Annotated in this window: 14 protein-coding genes; 9 read left to right on the forward strand and 5 right to left on the reverse strand. The window is 61.9% G+C overall.

Annotated features, from left to right (window positions below):
- The first annotated feature begins 59 nt into the window (after positions 1-59).
- The 8 genes from BS626_RS14600 to betT all read left to right on the forward strand — a co-directional run bounded on the left by BS626_RS14600 (position 60) and on the right by betT (position 8,649).
- Positions 60-920 (forward strand): SMP-30/gluconolactonase/LRE family protein, encoded by an 861-nt coding sequence (locus BS626_RS14600; protein WP_075183116.1) that lies wholly within the window; start codon positions 60-62, stop codon positions 918-920.
- Between the two features lie 205 nt (positions 921-1,125).
- Positions 1,126-2,136: a 3-dehydro-L-gulonate 2-dehydrogenase gene (yiaK, locus tag BS626_RS14605; RefSeq protein WP_075183117.1), complete on the forward strand. Its 1,011-nt coding sequence runs from the start codon at positions 1,126-1,128 to the stop codon at positions 2,134-2,136.
- Positions 2,133-2,606, forward strand: coding sequence for a YhcH/YjgK/YiaL family protein (locus BS626_RS14610; RefSeq protein WP_075183118.1), 474 nt, complete (start codon positions 2,133-2,135; stop codon positions 2,604-2,606). Before yiaK ends, BS626_RS14610 begins: the two co-directional genes overlap by 4 nt.
- A gap of 77 nt (positions 2,607-2,683) precedes the next feature.
- Positions 2,684-4,165: an FGGY-family carbohydrate kinase gene (locus BS626_RS14615; protein ID WP_075183119.1), complete on the forward strand. Its 1,482-nt coding sequence runs from the start codon at positions 2,684-2,686 to the stop codon at positions 4,163-4,165.
- A complete protein-coding gene (gene ulaD, locus BS626_RS14620; protein ID WP_075183120.1) occupies positions 4,165-4,821 on the forward strand; it encodes a 3-keto-L-gulonate-6-phosphate decarboxylase UlaD in 657 nt (218 codons plus the stop codon). The genes BS626_RS14615 and ulaD overlap by 1 nt, the downstream gene beginning before the upstream one ends.
- A 1-nt stretch (position 4,822) precedes the next feature.
- Positions 4,823-5,683 carry an L-ribulose-5-phosphate 3-epimerase gene (locus BS626_RS14625; RefSeq protein WP_075183121.1) on the forward strand — a complete coding sequence of 287 codons (861 nt, stop codon included), beginning with the start codon at positions 4,823-4,825 and terminating at the stop codon, positions 5,681-5,683.
- Positions 5,677-6,378: an L-ribulose-5-phosphate 4-epimerase gene (gene araD, locus BS626_RS14630; RefSeq protein WP_075183122.1), complete on the forward strand. Its 702-nt coding sequence runs from the start codon at positions 5,677-5,679 to the stop codon at positions 6,376-6,378. Before BS626_RS14625 ends, araD begins: the two co-directional genes overlap by 7 nt.
- Before the next feature lie 273 nt (positions 6,379-6,651).
- Entirely contained in the window at positions 6,652-8,649 is a 1,998-nt protein-coding gene (gene betT, locus BS626_RS14635; RefSeq protein ID WP_075183123.1) for a choline BCCT transporter BetT, read from the forward strand.
- 111 nt (positions 8,650-8,760) lie between these two features.
- Here the strand turns inward: betT and BS626_RS14640 are convergent, their stop codons facing one another.
- Genes BS626_RS14640 through dalD form a run of 3 tightly spaced genes read right to left on the reverse strand, consistent with a single transcriptional unit; the run spans position 8,761 to position 12,925 of the window.
- Positions 8,761-10,038 (reverse strand): MFS transporter, encoded by a 1,278-nt coding sequence (locus BS626_RS14640; RefSeq protein WP_075183124.1) that lies wholly within the window; start codon positions 10,036-10,038, stop codon positions 8,761-8,763.
- A gap of 25 nt (positions 10,039-10,063) precedes the next feature.
- On the reverse strand, positions 10,064-11,527 hold the full coding sequence (gene xylB, locus BS626_RS14645) for a xylulokinase (protein WP_075183125.1): 1,464 nt from the start codon (positions 11,525-11,527) through the stop codon (positions 10,064-10,066).
- A 9-nt stretch (positions 11,528-11,536) separates the two neighbouring features.
- Entirely contained in the window at positions 11,537-12,925 is a 1,389-nt protein-coding gene (gene dalD / locus BS626_RS14650; RefSeq protein WP_075183126.1) for a D-arabinitol 4-dehydrogenase, read from the reverse strand.
- Between the two features lie 195 nt (positions 12,926-13,120).
- Between dalD and BS626_RS14655 the strand changes: the two genes are divergently transcribed.
- Complete coding sequence (locus tag BS626_RS14655; protein WP_075183127.1) at positions 13,121-14,080, forward strand: sugar-binding transcriptional regulator; 960 nt, start codon at positions 13,121-13,123, stop codon at positions 14,078-14,080.
- A gap of 105 nt (positions 14,081-14,185) precedes the next feature.
- On the opposite strand, the gene BS626_RS14660 is transcribed toward BS626_RS14655, so the two are convergent.
- Together BS626_RS14660 and BS626_RS14665 are read right to left on the reverse strand one after the other, a co-directional pair.
- Positions 14,186-15,508 (reverse strand): 6-phospho-alpha-glucosidase, encoded by a 1,323-nt coding sequence (locus BS626_RS14660; protein WP_075183128.1) that lies wholly within the window; start codon positions 15,506-15,508, stop codon positions 14,186-14,188.
- Positions 15,505-17,127, reverse strand: a complete 1,623-nt coding sequence (locus BS626_RS14665) for an alpha-glucoside-specific PTS transporter subunit IIBC (RefSeq protein WP_075183129.1) — start codon at positions 17,125-17,127, stop codon at positions 15,505-15,507. Before BS626_RS14665 ends, BS626_RS14660 begins: the two co-directional genes overlap by 4 nt.
- Positions 17,128-17,159 lie beyond the last annotated feature (32 nt).

Raw genomic sequence — 17,159 nt, forward strand, 5'->3', positions numbered from 1 at the left:
AACACCGCGCTATCAGGATCGTAACCCGGCGATCCGCCGCGTTCAGGGAGGGAGAAAACATGCACAGTATCCAACAGGAGGGTCCGCTGGAGCGGCTCTGTTCGCCGGCGATCTGGGCGGAGGGGCCGGTATGGCTGCCGGAGCAGGACGCGGTGGTGTTTAGCGATGTGAAGGGCAACCGCATGTTTCGCTGGACGCGCAGCGGAGCGCTAAGCCTGTGGCGCTCCGCCTCGCACTACGCGAACGGTAACGCCCGCGACGCCGAGGGGCGGGTGGTCAGCTGTGAACACGGTCGGCGCGGCATCAGCCGCACCGGACGCGGCGGCGAGGTCACCCTGCTGGTGGATCGCATTGACGGTAAGCGCTTTAACTCGCCGAATGACCTGGTGGTGCGCCGCGACGGTACGCTGTGGTTCACCGATCCCCCCTATGGCATCACCGGTGACGACGAAGGGTACAAATCTGAAAGCCAGGTGATCGGCTGCTATCTCTACTGCTTTGATCCGCGGGACGGCAGCCTGAATATTGCCGCCTGCGATCTGCAGCGCCCGAACGGGCTGGCGTTCTCTCCGGACGAATCGCGGCTGTACGTGGCGGACATGTCGATAGTTGACTTTCCCACGCACGGACGCCGCGAGCTGCGGGTCTATCAGGTGGCCGGGCGGCAGCTGGAGGGCGGGCGGCATTTTGCCCGCGTGGCACCGGGCTTCCCGGACGGGCTCTGCGTAGATGCCAGCGGGGTTATCTATTGCAGCTGCGCCGACGGTGTGATCCTGTTCGATCCGTCGGGGCAGACCATCGGCAAAATCGCGGTGCCGGAGCGGGTTTCAAACTGCACCTTTGGTGGTCCGGACGGCAACGAACTCTATATCACCGCCACCACTTCGCTTTACCGCGTCCGACTGGCCACCCGGGGCTGATCGGGCCGCCAGGCGCGCGCCGCAGATGAAACGTGGTGGCGATCATAGTACGGTAAGTTAATTTTATCTTAATGATTTATAAAGTTAATTGTCGTTTTTTTGACGTTAACCCGCGTTGAATCGCGATGTGAATTTTTAATGAAATTGCATTTCACATAGTGAAATAAAGCGGCGCCGCGATCGGCTTCCGCAATGGAGAGGCAGCATGAGAGTCAGCTACAGCGAGTTAAAACAGCAATTGCAGCGGGTGCTGCTGTCGCGCGGCGTCGAGGCACAGACCGCCGACGCCTGCGCCGGAATGTTTGCAGACACTACCGCCTGGGGGGTCCACTCCCATGGCGTAAACCGGTTTCCGCGCTTTATCCAGCAGCTGGATGCCGGCGATATTGATCCCACTGCGCGACCCGAACGCCTGCTGACGCTGGGGGCGGTGGAGCAGTGGGATGCTCATCTCGGTATCGGCAATCTCACCGCCCGACAAATGATGGATCGCGCCATGGCGCTGGCGGACGATCGCGGTATCGGGCTGGTTGCCCTGCGCAATGCTAATCACTGGATGCGCGGCGGAGCCTATGGCTGGCAGGCGGCGGAAAAGGGCTATATCGGACTGTGCTGGACCAATTCGCTGGCGGTAATGCCGCCGTGGGGCGCAAAAAACTGCCGTATCGGTACCAATCCGCTGATTATCGCGGTGCCGGGTGAGCCGATCACGCTGGTGGACATGTCGATGTCGATGTTCTCTTACGGCGCGCTGGAGCTGGCGCGGCTGGCGGGAGAATCCCTGCCGGTAGACGGTGGCTACGACAACGCCGGTCAACCGACCCGCGATCCGGCGGTGCTGGAGGCTAACCGGCGCATTCTGCCGATGGGCTACTGGAAAGGGTCGGCGCTGTCGGTGGTGCTCGATATGCTGGCCACACTGCTCTCCGGCGGGCTGTCGGTAGCCGAGATCAGCGAAGATCAGCGCGATGAGTATGGCGTTTCGCAGGTATTTATTGCCGTACGGATCGATGCGCTTATCGATGACGCGACCCGCGATCGCAAGCTGCAGCGCATTCGTGATTACCTCACCGGCGCTGAACCGGTCGATCCGGCCGCGCCGGTGCGGCTGCCGGGACAAAACCTGCCGCAGACGTTCGCCCGCAGTCTGCGGGAGGGCATCACCATTGACGATGGCGTGTGGCAGCGGATCCTTGCGCTGCAGGAGGCCGCATGATTTGGGGACACATCGATCATACCCCGATGGCCCACCTGCCGGCGCCGGTGGCAGAGGCGCTGGCCTGGATCCGCCGCACCGATGTTGAGCATCTGGCGCCGGGACGCTATCACAGCGCGTCAGATAACGCCTGGATGCAGGTGATGGATCTGCGTACGCAGCCGGCGGACAGGCTCTATCCGGAGGTGCACCGTCACCACGTTGACGTGCAGTTTCTCTGGCGCGGCTGCGAGCAGATTGGCGTGGCGATCGACGATGGTACCCACCCGGTGCAGCAGGCGTGGGATGCCGAACGCGACATTGTGTTTTATCAGCGGGCAGCGGGGGAGAGCTGGCTGCACCTGCGTCCCGGCCATTTTGCGGTGTTTTTTCCGCAGGATGTGCACCGCCCCGGCTGCCTCGATCGGCAGGCGACATTAATCCGCAAAATCGTCGTGAAGATCCCGCTGGCGCGCTTTCAGCGGCCCTGATGCCTCACCCGTATTGACGGCGCGATCGTCGGCACTCTGCTGCCGGCGCATGGTGAACACCAAAGGGAGAACACCGAATGGAGTACTGGTTGGGACTGGACTGCGGCGGCACCTTTATCAAGGCCGGACTGTACGATCGCCACGGTAATGAATGCGGCATCGTGCGCCGCGGGCTGGAGATCATCGCCCCGCAGCCGGGGTGGGCGGAGCGCGATATGTCCGCGCTGTGGCATACCGCCGCCGACGTGATTCGCGAGCTGTTGACCACCCGCAGGGTGGCGGGTGCGGCGATTCAGGCGGTGGGGATTTCTGCACAGGGAAAAGGGCTGTTTCTGCTGGATAAGCAGGGACAGCCGCTGGGAAACGGCATCCTCTCTTCCGATCAGCGTGCGCTGGCGCTGGTGCGCGAGTGGCAGCAGCAGGGGATACCGCAGGCGCTGTACCCGCTGACCCGGCAAACCCTGTGGACCGGCCATCCGGTATCGCTGCTGCGCTGGATAAAACAGCATCAGCCCGCGCGCTACGCGCAGATTGGCACCGTGCAGATGGCTCACGATTATCTGCGCTACTGCCTGACCGGCGAGCTGGCCTGCGAAGAGACCAACAGTTCGGAATCCAATTTATATCACATGACGCGCGGCGGCTGGGACCCGTTGCTGGCGCAGCAGCTGGGGATTGGCGAAATCGTACCGGCGCTGCCGCCGCTGATCGGATCGGCGGAGGTGGCCGGTCGGATTCATCCGGCGGCGGCGGCGCTGACCGGTCTGCAGGTGGGCACGCCGGTGGTCGGGGGGCTGTTTGACGTCGTCTCCACCGCGCTGTGCGCCGGGCTGGATGATGAAACGCGACTCAATGCGGTGATGGGCACCTGGTCGGTGACCAGCGGCATCACCGATCGCCTGTGCGATGACCCTGACTACCCGTTTGTCTATGGTCGCTACGCTGAGCCAGGACGCTGGATCGTTCATGAAGCCAGCCCAACGTCCGCCGCTAACCTCGAGTGGTTTTGCCAGCAGTGGGGATTACGCGATTACGCGCAGCTCAACGCGTGGGTAGCCGCACTACCGCGCGCCGCCAGCAGCCTGCTGTTTGTCCCTTTTTTATACGGTTCCAACGCCGGGCTGGGGCTGCACGCCGGCTTTTTTGGCCTGCAGGCCTGCCACCAGCGCGCGCACCTCGTGCAGGCGATTTACGAAGGGGTGATCTTTAGCCATTTGACGCACCTCCACCGGATGCGTCAGCGCTTTCCGCAGGCGACGGCGCTGCGTATCACCGGCGGGCCGGCGCACTCCCGCGTGTGGATGCAGATGTTTGCCGATATCAGCGGCCTGCCGGTAGAGCTGCCGCAGGTGGAAGAGACCGGCTGCCTCGGCGCAGCGATGGCGGCGATGGTTGGCAGCGGGGCATATACGCACTTTGCTGCGGCCCAGCGCGCGATGGCATCGCGGCTGATTCGCCTGACTCCGGATGCCGACGTGGCCGTACCCTGTCGGAAAAAATATCAACGTTATCAGTCGCTGATTGCGGTGCTACAGGCGCTGCAGTCTGAGGAGGAGTGATGCACCCACGACCCACCCTGCAGCTGGCGCTGGACCATACCCGGCTCGATGCGGCACTCGCCAGCGCCGCCCGGCTGCGTTCGCATGTCGACATCATTGAGGCCGGTACGCTGCTCTGCCTCAGCGCGGGCGTCGCGGCGCTGAGTCAGCTGCGCGCCCTGTGTGGCGATCGGCCGCTGCTGGCAGATTTTAAGGTGGCGGATGCCGGCGCTACCCTCGCGGAGCAGGCGTTCAGCCACGGTGCCAGCGCGATGACGGTGATCTGCGCCGCGCCGCTGGCCACCATGGCCAGCGCGCAGGCGGTCGCGGTGCGCCACGGCGGCGAGATTCAAATTGAACTGTTTGGCCACTGGACGCTGGAAGACGCCCGCGCCTGGCGCGCGCTGGGCATTCGGCACGCCATTTATCACCGCGGTCGCGACGCACAGGCGAGCGGACAGCGCTGGAGCGATGCCGATTTGAATGCGATGCGGGCGCTGTCGGCGTGCGGACTGACGCTGTCCGTGACCGGGGGCATTGAACCCGATGACCTGGCGCGCTTCCGTACGGTCAACGTCAGCACCTTTATCGTCGGACGCGCCCTGACGGAGGCCGCCGATCCGCTGGCGGCCGCCCGGGCATTTCACGACGCCATCGAACACTATTGGGAAAAATAGCATGCGTGCACATCCGTTAGGCATTTATGAAAAGGCGCTGCCGAAAGATCTCGACTGGCCGCAGCGGCTGGCGTTGGCGAAGCGCTGCGGTTTCGATTTTGTCGAGATGTCTATCGATGAGAGCGATGCGCGACTGGCGCGACTGGCGTGGAGCCGGACGGAGCGGTTGGCGCTGGTTCACGCGGTGCTGGAGAGCGGCGTGCGCATTCCGTCGCTCTGTCTATCTGCTCACCGGCGCTTTCCCTTTGGCAGTCACGATCCGGCGGTGCGTCAGCGGGCGCGGGAAGTGATGGCGCAGGCCATCACTTTGGCGCAGGACCTTGGGATCCGCACCGTGCAGCTGGCCGGCTATGACGTCTACTACGAACCGCACGACGATGCGACCCGCGCCCGCTTTCGCGAAGGGCTGGAGTGGGCGGTGGCGCAGGCGGCCGGCGCGCAGGTGATGCTGGCGATGGAGATCATGGATACCGAATTTATGAGCACCATCCGCCGCTGGAAAGCGTGGGATGCGCTGATCGCGTCGCCGTGGTTCACCGTCTATCCCGACGTGGGCAACCTCAGCGCCTGGGGCAGCGACGTGGCGCAGGAGCTGGCGCTGGGGATCGATCGCATCGCCGCGCTGCATTTAAAGGATACGCGGCCGGTAACGGCCACCTCACCGGGGCAGTTCCGCGATGTGCCGTTTGGCGACGGCTGCGTGGATTTTGTCGCGATATTTCGCCAGCTAAAAGCGCTGAACTATCGCGGCGCGCTGCTGATTGAGATGTGGACCGAGAACGCCAGCGATCCGGCGGCTGAGATCGTGCAGGCCCGACGCTGGATCGAACAACAAATGCAAACAGGGGGTTGGGAATGTTAACGCTGAAGCAGCTCAAGCAGCAGGTGCTGGAAGCCAATCTGGATTTGCCGCGCCATCATCTGGTGACGTTTACCTGGGGTAACGTTAGCGGTATCGATCGCGAACGCAACCTGATGGTGATCAAGCCGTCGGGGGTGGAGTATGCGCAGATGGGCGTCGAGGATATGGTGGTGATCGACGTGGCCAGCGGTCGCACCGTCGAAGGGCAGAAAAAGCCTTCGTCGGACACCGCCACCCACCTGGCGCTGTACCGCGCATTTACCGACATTGGCGGCATTGTCCATACCCACTCGCGGCATGCGACCATCTGGGCGCAGGCCGGGCTGGATTTGCCGGCCTGGGGGACCACCCACGCCGACTATTTTTACGGCACCATTCCCTGTACCCGATTAATGACCGCGGCGGAGATTGCCGACGAGTATGAAGCGCACACCGGGGAGGTGATCATTGACACCTTCCGCCAGCGCGATCTCAGCCCGCTGGCGGTTCCCGCGGTGCTGGTGCACGCGCACGGGCCGTTTGCCTGGGGGCGGTCGGCGCACGAGGCAGTGCACAACGCGGTGGTGCTGGAGGAGATTGCCTATATGGGCATTTTCTCCCGACAGCTGACGCCGGGGATAGGCAGCATGCAGCGCGAGCTGCTGGATAAGCACTATCTGCGTAAGCACGGTAAACAGGCCTATTACGGTCAGTAACCCCCCGCGCCCGCGCGCCGCCGGCCGCCGGCCGCAATCGGGCCGGCACGGTCTCTCTCCCGCGCCTTCGCGCGGGTCGTGCGCTTCCCGCCCTGCGCGGCGGCCTGCCGTGCTCTGCGAGAATGGACGAGGCTGCCGCTCAACGATGCCCTGCCGTCCGTTCCTTATTGCCATCAGGGAGGAGACATTCCGCACGCATGAAATATTTTGCTACACTATTCCGGCTATACCTCCATCCAGGCCGTAACAACGACAACATGGAATGAGAATGATATGAGTCAGAATGATGTGGTTTCTGAAAAGCCAAAACATAAAATTAACAAAGCGGTGTTTTTTACCTCCGCGCTGTTAATTTTTATTCTGGTAGCCTTTGCTGCCATTTACCCCGAGGTGGCAGACAAAAACTTTAAGCTGCTGCAGCAACAAATTTTTACCAACGCCAGCTGGTTTTATATTCTGGCCGTTGCGCTGATTCTGCTCAGCGTGACTTTTCTGGGACTGTCCCGTTACGGCGATATTAAGCTGGGGCCGGATCACGCTCAGCCAGATTTTAGCTACCACTCCTGGTTTGCCATGCTGTTTTCTGCCGGGATGGGCATCGGGCTGATGTTCTTCGGCGTGGCCGAGCCGGTCATGCACTACCTGTCGCCGCCGGTCGGCACGCCGGAAACCGTTGAGGCCGCCAAGCAGGCAATGCGCCTGACGTTCTTCCACTGGGGCCTGCATGCCTGGGCTATCTACGCCATCGTGGCGCTGATTCTGGCCTTTTTTAGCTACCGTCACGGGCTGCCGCTTACGCTGCGCTCGGCGCTGTATCCGATCATTGGCGATCGTATTTACGGCCCGATTGGTCACGCGGTGGATATTTTTGCGGTCATCGGTACCGTATTTGGCGTCGCCACGTCACTGGGCTACGGCGTTCTGCAGGTCAACGCGGGTCTGAATCACCTGTTTGACGTGCCGATTAATGAGACGGTTCAGGTCATTCTGATCGTGGTTATTACCGCGCTGGCGACGATTTCCGTGGTGTCCGGACTCGACAAAGGCATTCGTATCCTGTCTGAGCTGAACCTCGGGCTGGCATTATTACTGCTGGCGCTGGTGCTGTTATTAGGTCCGACGGTGCTGTTGCTGAAATCCTTTGTAGAAAATACCGGCGGCTATTTATCCGATTTGGTCGGCAAAACGTTTAATTTGTACGCCTATGAACCGAAATCGAGTAACTGGCTTGGCGGCTGGACCCTGCTCTACTGGGGCTGGTGGCTCTCCTGGTCGCCGTTTGTCGGTATGTTTATCGCCCGCGTCTCGCGCGGGCGCACCATCCGCGAATTTGTCACCGGCGTGCTGTTTGTGCCGGCCGGTTTTACCCTGCTGTGGATGACCGTGTTTGGTAACAGCGCCATTAACTTGATCATGACTCAGGGCGCGACCGATCTGGCGAAAACCGTACAGGAAGACGTGGCGCTGGCGCTGTTTAACTTCCTGGAACATTTCCCGTTCTCCAGCGTGCTGTCATTTATCGCCATGGCGATGGTGGTGGTGTTCTTTGTCACCTCGGCGGATTCCGGCGCGATGGTGGTGGATACGCTGGCCTCCGGCGGGCACAGCGACACGCCGATTTGGCAGCGGATTTTCTGGGCCGGGCTGATGGGTGTGGTGGCGATTGCGCTGCTGCTGGCCGGCGGCCTGAGCGCGCTGCAGACGGTGACCATTGCCAGCGCTCTGCCGTTCTCGGCGATTTTGCTGGTCTCGATTTACGGGCTACTGAAAGCCCTGCGGCGAGACATGACCAAGCGCGACAGCCTGAGCATGGCCACCATCGCGCCTACGGCGGCGCGGAACCCAATTCCGTGGCAGCGTCGCCTGCGCAACATTGCCTACCTGCCAAAACGTTCGCTGGTGAAGCGCTTTATGGACGAAGTGATTCAGCCGGCGATGGGGCTGGTGCAGGAGGAGCTGGGCAAGCAGGGCACCGTGGCCGACATCAGCAGCGAGAATGATGACCGCATTCGCCTGGAGGTGAACATGGGCGAAGAGCTGAACTTTATCTACGAAGTGCGCCTGCGCGGCTACAACTCGCCGACCTTTGCGCTGGCCGGGCTGGATAATGATGAGCAGCAGGCCGAACAGCACCGCTACTATCGCGCCGAGGTGTACCTGAAAGAGGGTGGGCAGAACTATGACGTGATGGGCTGGAACCAGGAGCAGCTCATTAACGATATTCTCGACCAGTACGAGAAGCACCTGCACTTCCTGCATCTGGTGCGCTAAGCCGATGTGAACGCAGCACTCATGCCGCCCCGAGGGGCGGCATTTTTATGTCTGCGGTGCGGGAAGCGCGCGGGCCCCGGAGCAGGGCGCTTTCCTGACGGGCCGCTGGCATCAGGCGCGCGTCTGTATTGCGGCCCCCGCCGTCGCGCACGGCTGGTGATGTCCCGGCTGCGGCACGCGGATGATAAAGGTCAGCGCGCCGGCAAACAGATACAGGGCGGTATAGGCCCACACGACCCCCACGATGTCAAAGAACGGCAGCAGCAGCGACGCAATGGCGGGAGCGACGAAATTACTCAGCCCGGCCGAGAGGTTATACACCGATACCGCCGCGCCCTGGTGATGCGGCTCCAGCGTCGGAAACACCGCGGTCATCGGCACAAAAGCGGCCACGAAAATGCCCAGCATGACTGCCGGGATCAGCGCAATCCAGAAATGGTGCCCGGCATACAGCGGCAGGTAATAGAACGCCAGGCTGGAGATAGCCATACCCAGGCAGCCAAACCAGCGCACCTGGCGGATCCAGCCCAGCTTCTCGCCGGTGATCCCCCAGAAGATGTTAGTGAAAATGGTGACAAAGAAGAACACCGCCCAGATCTGCAACCACTCGGAAATGGTAAAGCCCAGCCTATCGACAAACAGCAGCGGCATAATGATCGCGAAGCCAAACAGGGACAGGGTGTTAATCACGCGGATCAGACAGGCATAAAACACGTTGCGGTTGGTAAACAGAAGGGTAACCGCGCGCGACATTTCGCTCATCTTATCGCGCAGCGGCAGGTGGATGCGCGAGCGGTCTACCGGTACGCGACGTAGGCTAATGGCCGCCAGTATGCCGCCGGCGGCAACCCAGGCGATCGCCATCCACAGCGTACCGGTTTCGCCCAGCACCGGGATCGTCAGGCTGGGCAGATAGCTGCCAACCACGCCGATGCCCACCGAGTACATCGCCCAGAACCAGCCGGTAGCGGCCGCCAGTTTTTCCCGCGGCAGCACCTGGACCAGCATCAGCATAAACGAATAGATAAACAGCGGATAGGCCAGGCCGCGTATGCCGTAAAACAGCACCATCAGCGGGTAGTTACGCAGCCCCAGCCCCAGCGACATAAACAGGGCGTGCATGATTATCCACAGGACAAAGCCTATCATCATGGCGCGCTGCGGGGTGATCAGTTCGGCCACCACGCCCGAGGCCCAGGCGGCCAGCGCCGCCGCCAGCCCGTAAAAGGTGAACACCACCGCTGACTGGGCCGGCGTAAAGCCCATATCGGTAATATGGCGGGATAAAAACGCCATCTCGAAGCCATCACCCGCCATAAAAATGGCAATAGCAAGAAAGCCCCAAAACATGCTTTTCGGTAAGCCTAACCAGTAATTACTCGACGGCATCATATGCCTCCTGTTTGGAAAAGGGTCAGGGCAAAAGCGCCCGCGCTTGCTGCTGTTGCAGATACAGCGTGCGAAACACCTGCAGCCGCTGCTGCAACCATTCGCCGCGGGCGGCGCTGGGATGATAGCGCGCCTGTACCGGCGGTTTCAGGCATACCCTGGATTCGTCGCCGCCATCGGCCAGCCACGCCAGACGAGCGGCGCCCAGTGCGCCGGAGGCGCTGGCCGGATGGGTGATGATGGTTCGCTGCAGGACATCGGCAATCAGCTGTGCCCAGAGCGTGCTGCGCGCGCCGCCGCCGGTCAGGCTACACTGGGTAATCTGCTGCGCGTGGCTCAGCACCGAGAAGCCATCGGCCAGGCCAAACACCACGCCTTCCAACACTGCATAGCCGAGCAGAGCGCGCGGCGTTTCATGGCGCAGGTTAAAGAACGCCCCGGAGGCGTCCGGATCGTTGTGCGGCGTGCGCTCGCCGGAGAGGTAGGGCAGAAACAGCGGTGCGCCTCGCCGCTGCTCCTCGCTCAGGTCGGCCATCTCTGCCAGTAGCTGGTTCTCGCTGATTGACAGCAAATTGCACAGCCAGCGCAGGCCGCTGGCGGCGCTGAGCATTACGCTCATCTGGTGCCAGCGGCCGGGCAGGGCGTGACAAAAGGCATGAACGCCGGATTGCGGATCGGCCTGCCAGCGATCGTTAACCACGAAAATCACGCCGGAAGTGCCCAGCGAGATAAAGGCATCGCCGGGCTGTACCGCACCCACGCCCACCGCCGAGGCGGCATTGTCGCCGCCGCCGCCGGCCACGATGACCGATGACGACAGCCCCCACTGACTGGCCAGCGACGCCTGCAGGGTGGCGCTGACGGCGCTCCCCTCCACCAGCGTCGGCATCCGATCGCGCGTCAGGCCGCTGATGGCCAGCAGCGTATCGGACCAGTCGCGCGTCGCCACATCCAGCCACAGCGTCCCGGCCGCGTCCGAGGGGTCACTGACGAAGCGGCCGGTCAGCCGCCAGCGCAGGTAATCTTTTGGCAGCAACACTTTGTCGATGCGGCGAAACAGCGCCGGTTCCTGTTCCGCCACCCAGCGCAGTTTTGGCGCGGTAAAGCCCGGCATGATCAGGTTGCCGCTGATCTGCACCATCTCCGGGTGTGCACGGCTCAGCGCCGCACACTGCGGAGCCGAGCGGGTGTCATTCCACAGGATGCAGGGGCGCAGTACCTCGCCCTGCTTATCCAGCAGCACCGCGCCGTGCATCTGGCCCGACAGGCCGATGGCACGCACGGCGCGCCAGGCGTCCGGCGCCTGCTGGCGCAGGCCGGCGACGACCTCGTTACACGCCTGCCACCAGCGCTCGGGATCCTGCTCGGCCCAGTGTGGATGTGGGCGCTGAACGCTGAGGGCGGCGTGGCCGGACGCCACGATGTTGCCCTCGGTGTCCACGATCAGCGCTTTCAGTTCGGAGGTACCGATATCAATGCCGAGATACATGGGGGCTCCTTACGCCTGCGCGACGGTCGGCTGCAACAGCCACTGCTGCAGATCGGCGACGCGCCGGGTGACCAGCGCATGAAACGCGGTGCTCTGCGCCAGCTCGCCAAACAGCGCGCCGTCGCGCAAAAATGTGTCCAGCGCATCGTCGCGGGCGAACTGTCGCCGCAGCGCCTCTGCCTGCAGCACGCCATCCTGATAGGCGTAGGGCAGCTGGCCTGCCGCCCAGCGCTGCAGGAACAGAAAGAACAGCGCGGGCAGCGCGGCGGTGGCCAGCGGCTCGGCGCCCCGGCGGTAGCATTCGATCAGGGTGGGCGTCACCATGCCGGGAATTTTCGACAGGCCGTCCGCCCCCACGCGCTGGTTAGTATCTTTAATCCACGGGTTGCTGAAGCGCGCGAGAACCACATCGCGATAGGCTGCCAAATCCAGCGGGCTGGGCGACAGTGCGGGGATGACATCCTCAGTCACGTAGTCGTAGGCCAGCTGAAAAATCGCGGGCTGACGGGTGCTGTCGTCGATATAGCTGAGGCCTGCCAGCGTGCCGGCCCAGGCGATAGCGGCGTGGGTGGCGTTAAGAATGCGGATCTTCGCCTCTTCCCACGGCAGGACCGACGACACCAGCTCGACGCCGACCTGCTCCAGCGCCGGTCGGCCGGCAATAAAATCATCCTCAATCACCCACTGAATAAAGGACTCGGCCATCACGGCAGCGCCGTCCTCTTTACCGGTAGCGGCCTTGACGCGCTCGGCGATGTCCGGCGTCGGGCGCGGAGTAATGCGATCCACCATGGTGTTGGGTGAGGTGGTGTTTTCACGTACCCACGCGGCCAGCGCGGTATCGCCTTTCGCCGCCAGGAACGCCAGGAACCCCTGGCGGAAACGCTCGCCGTTATGGCGCAGGTTATCGCAATTCAGCAGGGTAACCGGCGCGCCGCCGTCGGCGACGCGCCGGGTCAAAATACGCGCCAGCGCGCCATACAGGGTGCGCGCCTCGCCGGCAAGATCGGCCTGGATATCGCTCTGCGTCAGGTCGAGGTGGTGATCCGGGGTCAGGTAGTAACCAGCCTCCGTCACGGTGAAGCCAATCACCCGCGTGTCCGGGCTGGCCCCCTGCGCCACCAGCGCGGACAGTTCCCTGTCCCACGGCAAAATCTGACGCAGCGAGGTGATGGTCTCCCAGGCGCGTTCACCCTCTGGCGTGACGGTTTCCAGCACGTACTCCCCGCCCTGGGCGCTGAGCCGTTCCAGCAGGGGCGTCATGTCATCACGAATATTGCCCAGCGCAATGCCCCAGCTTTCGTCCCCCCGCGCACGTAACTGATGCAGATACCACGCCTGATGGGCACGATGAAAGGATCCTGCCCCGATGTGCATCCATACGGATTGTCTGGTCATCACTACCTCGATATGAGTATTTGCTAAATTAAAGGGCAATTGCCCAAACGCCGTCAGCTTACTGCCCGGCCTCAGGTAAGGTCTGCGAACCACATCACATTTAATATATTTGCTCTTTGTTTGGGCTTTTGCCCAGATGGCGCCGATCGGCGCTCTCGCGGTACCATGGCGTCTCGATCTTGACGGAACAGCGCGATGAGCAGAGAAGAAAAAAAGCAGGAACTGGCCGCCCGGGCGGCCTGGATGTACTACGTGGCGGGCATCACGCAGCAGGAGATTGCCCGCGCGCTGGGGGTATCGCGGCAGGTCGCGCAGCGCCTGGTGTCCAGCGCGCGCGAGAGGGGGATGGTCAGCGTGAAGATTGAGCATCCGGTGACCCACTGTCTGCAGCTGGCGGATGCGGTACAGCAGACGTGGGGGCTCGGGATGTGTCGCATTGTTCCCTCGACCGGCCTTGACGATGAGGCCATTCAGTCGATGCTGGCGGTAGAGGGCGCGGCGGTCATGTCACAATACATGAGCCGCGAATCGCCGCAGGTATTCGGCATCGGTTCCGGCAAAACGCTGCGCGCGATGATCGATGCGCTTCCCTGGGTGGAACGCCCTCAGCATCAGTGCGTGTCGATGATTGGCGCCATTGCGCGTGATGATTCCGGCACCCGGTATGATGTGCCGCTCAGGATGGCGGAAAAGATGCAGGGAAAATATTTCTTTATTCCGGCGCCGCTGTATGCCGACACGCCGGAAGATAAAGCAATGTGGATTCAGCACCAGATTTACCAGCGGGTTGTGCAGCGGGCGCTGCACGCCGACGTGGCCTTTGTGGGCATTGGTGAAGTCGAGCCGGGGTGTCCGCTGCACGCCGAAGGCTTTATCACCGATGCGCAGGTGGCCGACCTGCGCGCGCGCGGCGTGGTCGGCGAAATGCTCGGACATTTTTTTAATCAGCACGGTGAGCGGGTGCCGAGCGACACCGATGCGCTGCTGACCAGCGTGCCGATGGACAGCCATACCCGGCGGCAAATTATCGGCTTTGCCGGCAGTCCGCGTAAGTACACTGCCATCCGCGCCGCGCTGCGGGGCAGATGGCTGTCTGGCCTGGTGACGGACGAAGCGACGGCGCTGAATTTGCTGCGGGACGGCGCCGGCGATTGACGGCGCGATCTTCTGTGTCGTGCGCCGACGGACGTTCCCGAACGGCGCCTGAAGCAGCCGCCACCGGCGCTCATTCCCGGCATCAGGCGAGGCCGGCCATGGCCATTAGTGCAGCGCAGGCCAGTAATCCTTATTGGCGTCGATCAGGTCATCAAGGATCGCTTTGGCCACCGATGCGCTCGGCACGGTTTTAGACAGCGTTATTGCCTGCCAGAGCTTCTGGTAGGAGCGCTGCTCCCAGGCGTCTACCACCAGTTTTTCTACCGCCACCTGCTGGCTCATCAGCCCCTTCTGGAAGTGCGGAATGTCGCCCACCGTCAGCGGTTCCGGCCCGTTATGACCGACCAGGCAGGGGATTTCCACCATCGCATCGGCATCAAAGTTATGGATGGCCCCGTTATTGGGCACAATCAGCAGCATGCGCGCCTGGGTATTAAAGGCAATGGCCGCGGCCAGATCGACGATATAGGACGCATGTTCGTCGATCTCCAGCTCACCGGCAGAAGAGTGGCCGGCTTCGATGATCGCCCGGCAGGCGCTGAATACGTGCTTTTCGCGGTGATCCATGACTTCATTGGCGCGGGTGCGCGCCGGGTTGGCGTGGGCCACCACGTAGTCCGGGAACAGGTAGTATTTCAGGTAGGTATTTGGCAGCGTGTCCGGATCCAGCGCCTGCACGTCTTTCGCTTTGGCGAAGGTGTCATTCCAGCTTGCTTCGGTATGCGCATCGTCAGCCGGTGGGATATACCCTTTCCGGGCGACGTATTCGCGCAGTTTTGGCATCAAATCGTTGCCGTCGAGATCTTCAATCGACGTCCACCAGCCGAAGTGATTCAGGCCGTAGTAGCGCACGCGCATCTGCTTACGGTCCTTCAGGCCGACGATTTGCGCCATCCGTCCTTCAATGCCGATCGGCATATCGCAGATGTTGAGGATTTTGGCGTTCGGGCGCAGGCGGCGGGTCGCTTCCGCCACAATGGCCGCCGGGTTGGAGTAGTTCAGCATCCACGCGTTTGGGGAGTACTGCTCCATATAATCCACCAGCTCCAGCACGCCGCCGATAGAGCGCATTCCGTACGAGATGCCGCCAGGGCCGCAGGTCTCCTGGCCCAGCACGCCGTGGCGCAGGGGAATTTTTTCATCTTTCTCGCGCATCGGGTATTTCCCTACGCGAATATGCGCCATCACAAAATCCACATCGGTAAAGGCCGCCTGGGGATCGGTGGTGTAATGGAATGCGATATCCGGGGCCTGCTCCCTGAGGATAATCTTGCACGCCTCGGCAATGATCTCCTGACGCGCGCCGTCGTTGTCATAAAACGTCAGCGCACGCAGGGGAAAACGGTCGCGATTCGCTAACAGCATCAGGACAATACCCGGTGTAAAGGTGCTGCCGCCGCCGGCAATAACAACGGAGAATTTTTTCATGATATAGCCTCTGTCGGGGGAGTGTGTTGGGGAAGGGAAGACGTTTTCATCAGCGATTCGAGCTGATCGCGCACCTGGGCAACGTGCAGGCCGACAATCACCTGAATGCCGTTGCCACGCCGCACTACGCCGTGTGCGCCCAGGGCCTTGAAGACGTCATCGCTTTGAGTTTGCGCCATGTCAGCCAGCGTGATCCGCAGGCGTGTGGCGCAGTTGTTGATGCTGTCGATGTTGGCCGCGCCGCCGAGGGCCTGCAAGAAACCGGCGGCCTGACCGGCCTGCTGACTGGCGGCCACCGGTGCGGAGGCCGATCCGCGCGCGGCCTGGTAGTCGGCCTTGCTGTAGAGTTTGATAGCGCTGCCGGCGCGGCCCGGAGTGTTCAGATTTAACCGTTCAATCAGCGTCTTAAAGACCACAAAGTAAACGCCGGTGAAGCAGACGCCGATGCCAATCTGGGTGAAAATCATGCCGGCATGGTGGTGGAACATTGGGATCCAGTTTTGTGGTAAAAACTGATCGAGCAGGCCGCCTCCCATGTTACCGACGACGCCGAAGGCGTACATTACCGTCGCCATGGTCGCCGCCAGCATGGCATGGACGGCAAACAGCAGCGGGGAGATAAACAGGAAGGTAAACTCCAGCGGTTCGGTAATGCCGACCAGCACGGCGGTGAGGGCTGCCGGAATCAGCAGGCCTGCGACGTTAACGCGATTTTCCGGCGCGGCGGTGACCCACAGCGCCAGCGCAATCCCCACTGAGCCAAACACCTTGGCGTTGCCGTGCAGCGCGAAGCCTCCCTCAGGAAACAGCGTCTTAAGCGGCTGGGTGCTCTGGCTAAACTCGTGTAAATGCTGCGCCCAGTAGACCTGTATACCGCCCTCGACCGCCGCCGGACCAAAAATGAACGGGCCATAGATAAAGTGGTGCAGGCCGGTGGGGATCAGAATCCGCTCCAGAAAGGTATATACCCACACGCCGAGCGCACCGGCCGAGCGTAAAAACGCCTGCAGCGACTCAATGCCCATTTGCACTTTTGGCCAGCCCAGCAGCGTCAGCCAGGCGCAGGGGATCATGACGAAGAAGGCCAGAATCACGACAAAAGAGGTGCCCTGAAATATCCCCAAAAAAACGGGCAGCGACTTATCGTAATAGCGATTATGGATTGCGGTAACAATACCGGAGATGACAATGGCCCCAATGATGCTGGTATCGAGGGTTTTAATTCCGGCGATCATCGCCAGCCCGCTGCCGGCGGTAGGCTCCGCAGAAAAATCGACGCCAAAGAAATGGCCCCAGGTCATCCCCATGGCGTTAATAAAGGTGTTCCAGGTCAGGAAACTGATCAGTACCGCCAGGCAGGCTCGTCCCTGCGCCTGCTTTGCCAGGCCAATCGGCAGGCCTATGGCAAAAATCAGCGGCATATTGCGAAACACCGTCCAGCCGCCCTCCTCAATAATGTGCACCAGTTGTGCAAAAAGGTGGTCAGGGGCGGTGAACGCGTCCCCAACAAACAGCGGGTTGCGTAGCATAATGGCGATCCCCACGACAATCCCGGCAAACGGAAATAGCAAGACCGGGGTAAACATGGCGCCGCCAAAGCGTTGTATTTGACTGAGCATTATTCAATCCTCACGTGACAACCTGTAGGGGA

This window comes from Pantoea sp. 1.19, assembly GCF_001922585.1.
Taxonomy (GTDB): Bacteria; Pseudomonadota; Gammaproteobacteria; order Enterobacterales; family Enterobacteriaceae; genus 1-19.

Bases quoted from the DNA above. Each gene is read 5' to 3' on its own strand.
- araD (WP_075183122.1), top strand. From the start codon at position 5,677: ATGTTAACGCTGAAGCAGCTCAAGCAGCAGGTGCTGGAAGCCAATCTG.
- yiaK (WP_075183117.1), top strand. From the start codon at position 1,126: ATGAGAGTCAGCTACAGCGAGTTAAAACAGCAATTGCAGCGGGTGCTG.
- xylB (WP_075183125.1), bottom strand. From the start codon at position 11,527: ATGTATCTCGGCATTGATATCGGTACCTCCGAACTGAAAGCGCTGATC.
- BS626_RS14665 (WP_075183129.1), bottom strand. From the start codon at position 17,127: ATGCTCAGTCAAATACAACGCTTTGGCGGCGCCATGTTTACCCCGGTC.
- BS626_RS14655 (WP_075183127.1), top strand. From the start codon at position 13,121: ATGAGCAGAGAAGAAAAAAAGCAGGAACTGGCCGCCCGGGCGGCCTGG.
- ulaD (WP_075183120.1), top strand. From the start codon at position 4,165: ATGCACCCACGACCCACCCTGCAGCTGGCGCTGGACCATACCCGGCTC.
- betT (WP_075183123.1), top strand. From the start codon at position 6,652: ATGAGTCAGAATGATGTGGTTTCTGAAAAGCCAAAACATAAAATTAAC.
- dalD (WP_075183126.1), bottom strand. From the start codon at position 12,925: ATGACCAGACAATCCGTATGGATGCACATCGGGGCAGGATCCTTTCAT.
- BS626_RS14640 (WP_075183124.1), bottom strand. From the start codon at position 10,038: ATGCCGTCGAGTAATTACTGGTTAGGCTTACCGAAAAGCATGTTTTGG.
- BS626_RS14660 (WP_075183128.1), bottom strand. From the start codon at position 15,508: ATGAAAAAATTCTCCGTTGTTATTGCCGGCGGCGGCAGCACCTTTACA.
- BS626_RS14625 (WP_075183121.1), top strand. From the start codon at position 4,823: ATGCGTGCACATCCGTTAGGCATTTATGAAAAGGCGCTGCCGAAAGAT.
- BS626_RS14610 (WP_075183118.1), top strand. From the start codon at position 2,133: ATGATTTGGGGACACATCGATCATACCCCGATGGCCCACCTGCCGGCG.
- BS626_RS14600 (WP_075183116.1), top strand. From the start codon at position 60: ATGCACAGTATCCAACAGGAGGGTCCGCTGGAGCGGCTCTGTTCGCCG.
- BS626_RS14615 (WP_075183119.1), top strand. From the start codon at position 2,684: ATGGAGTACTGGTTGGGACTGGACTGCGGCGGCACCTTTATCAAGGCC.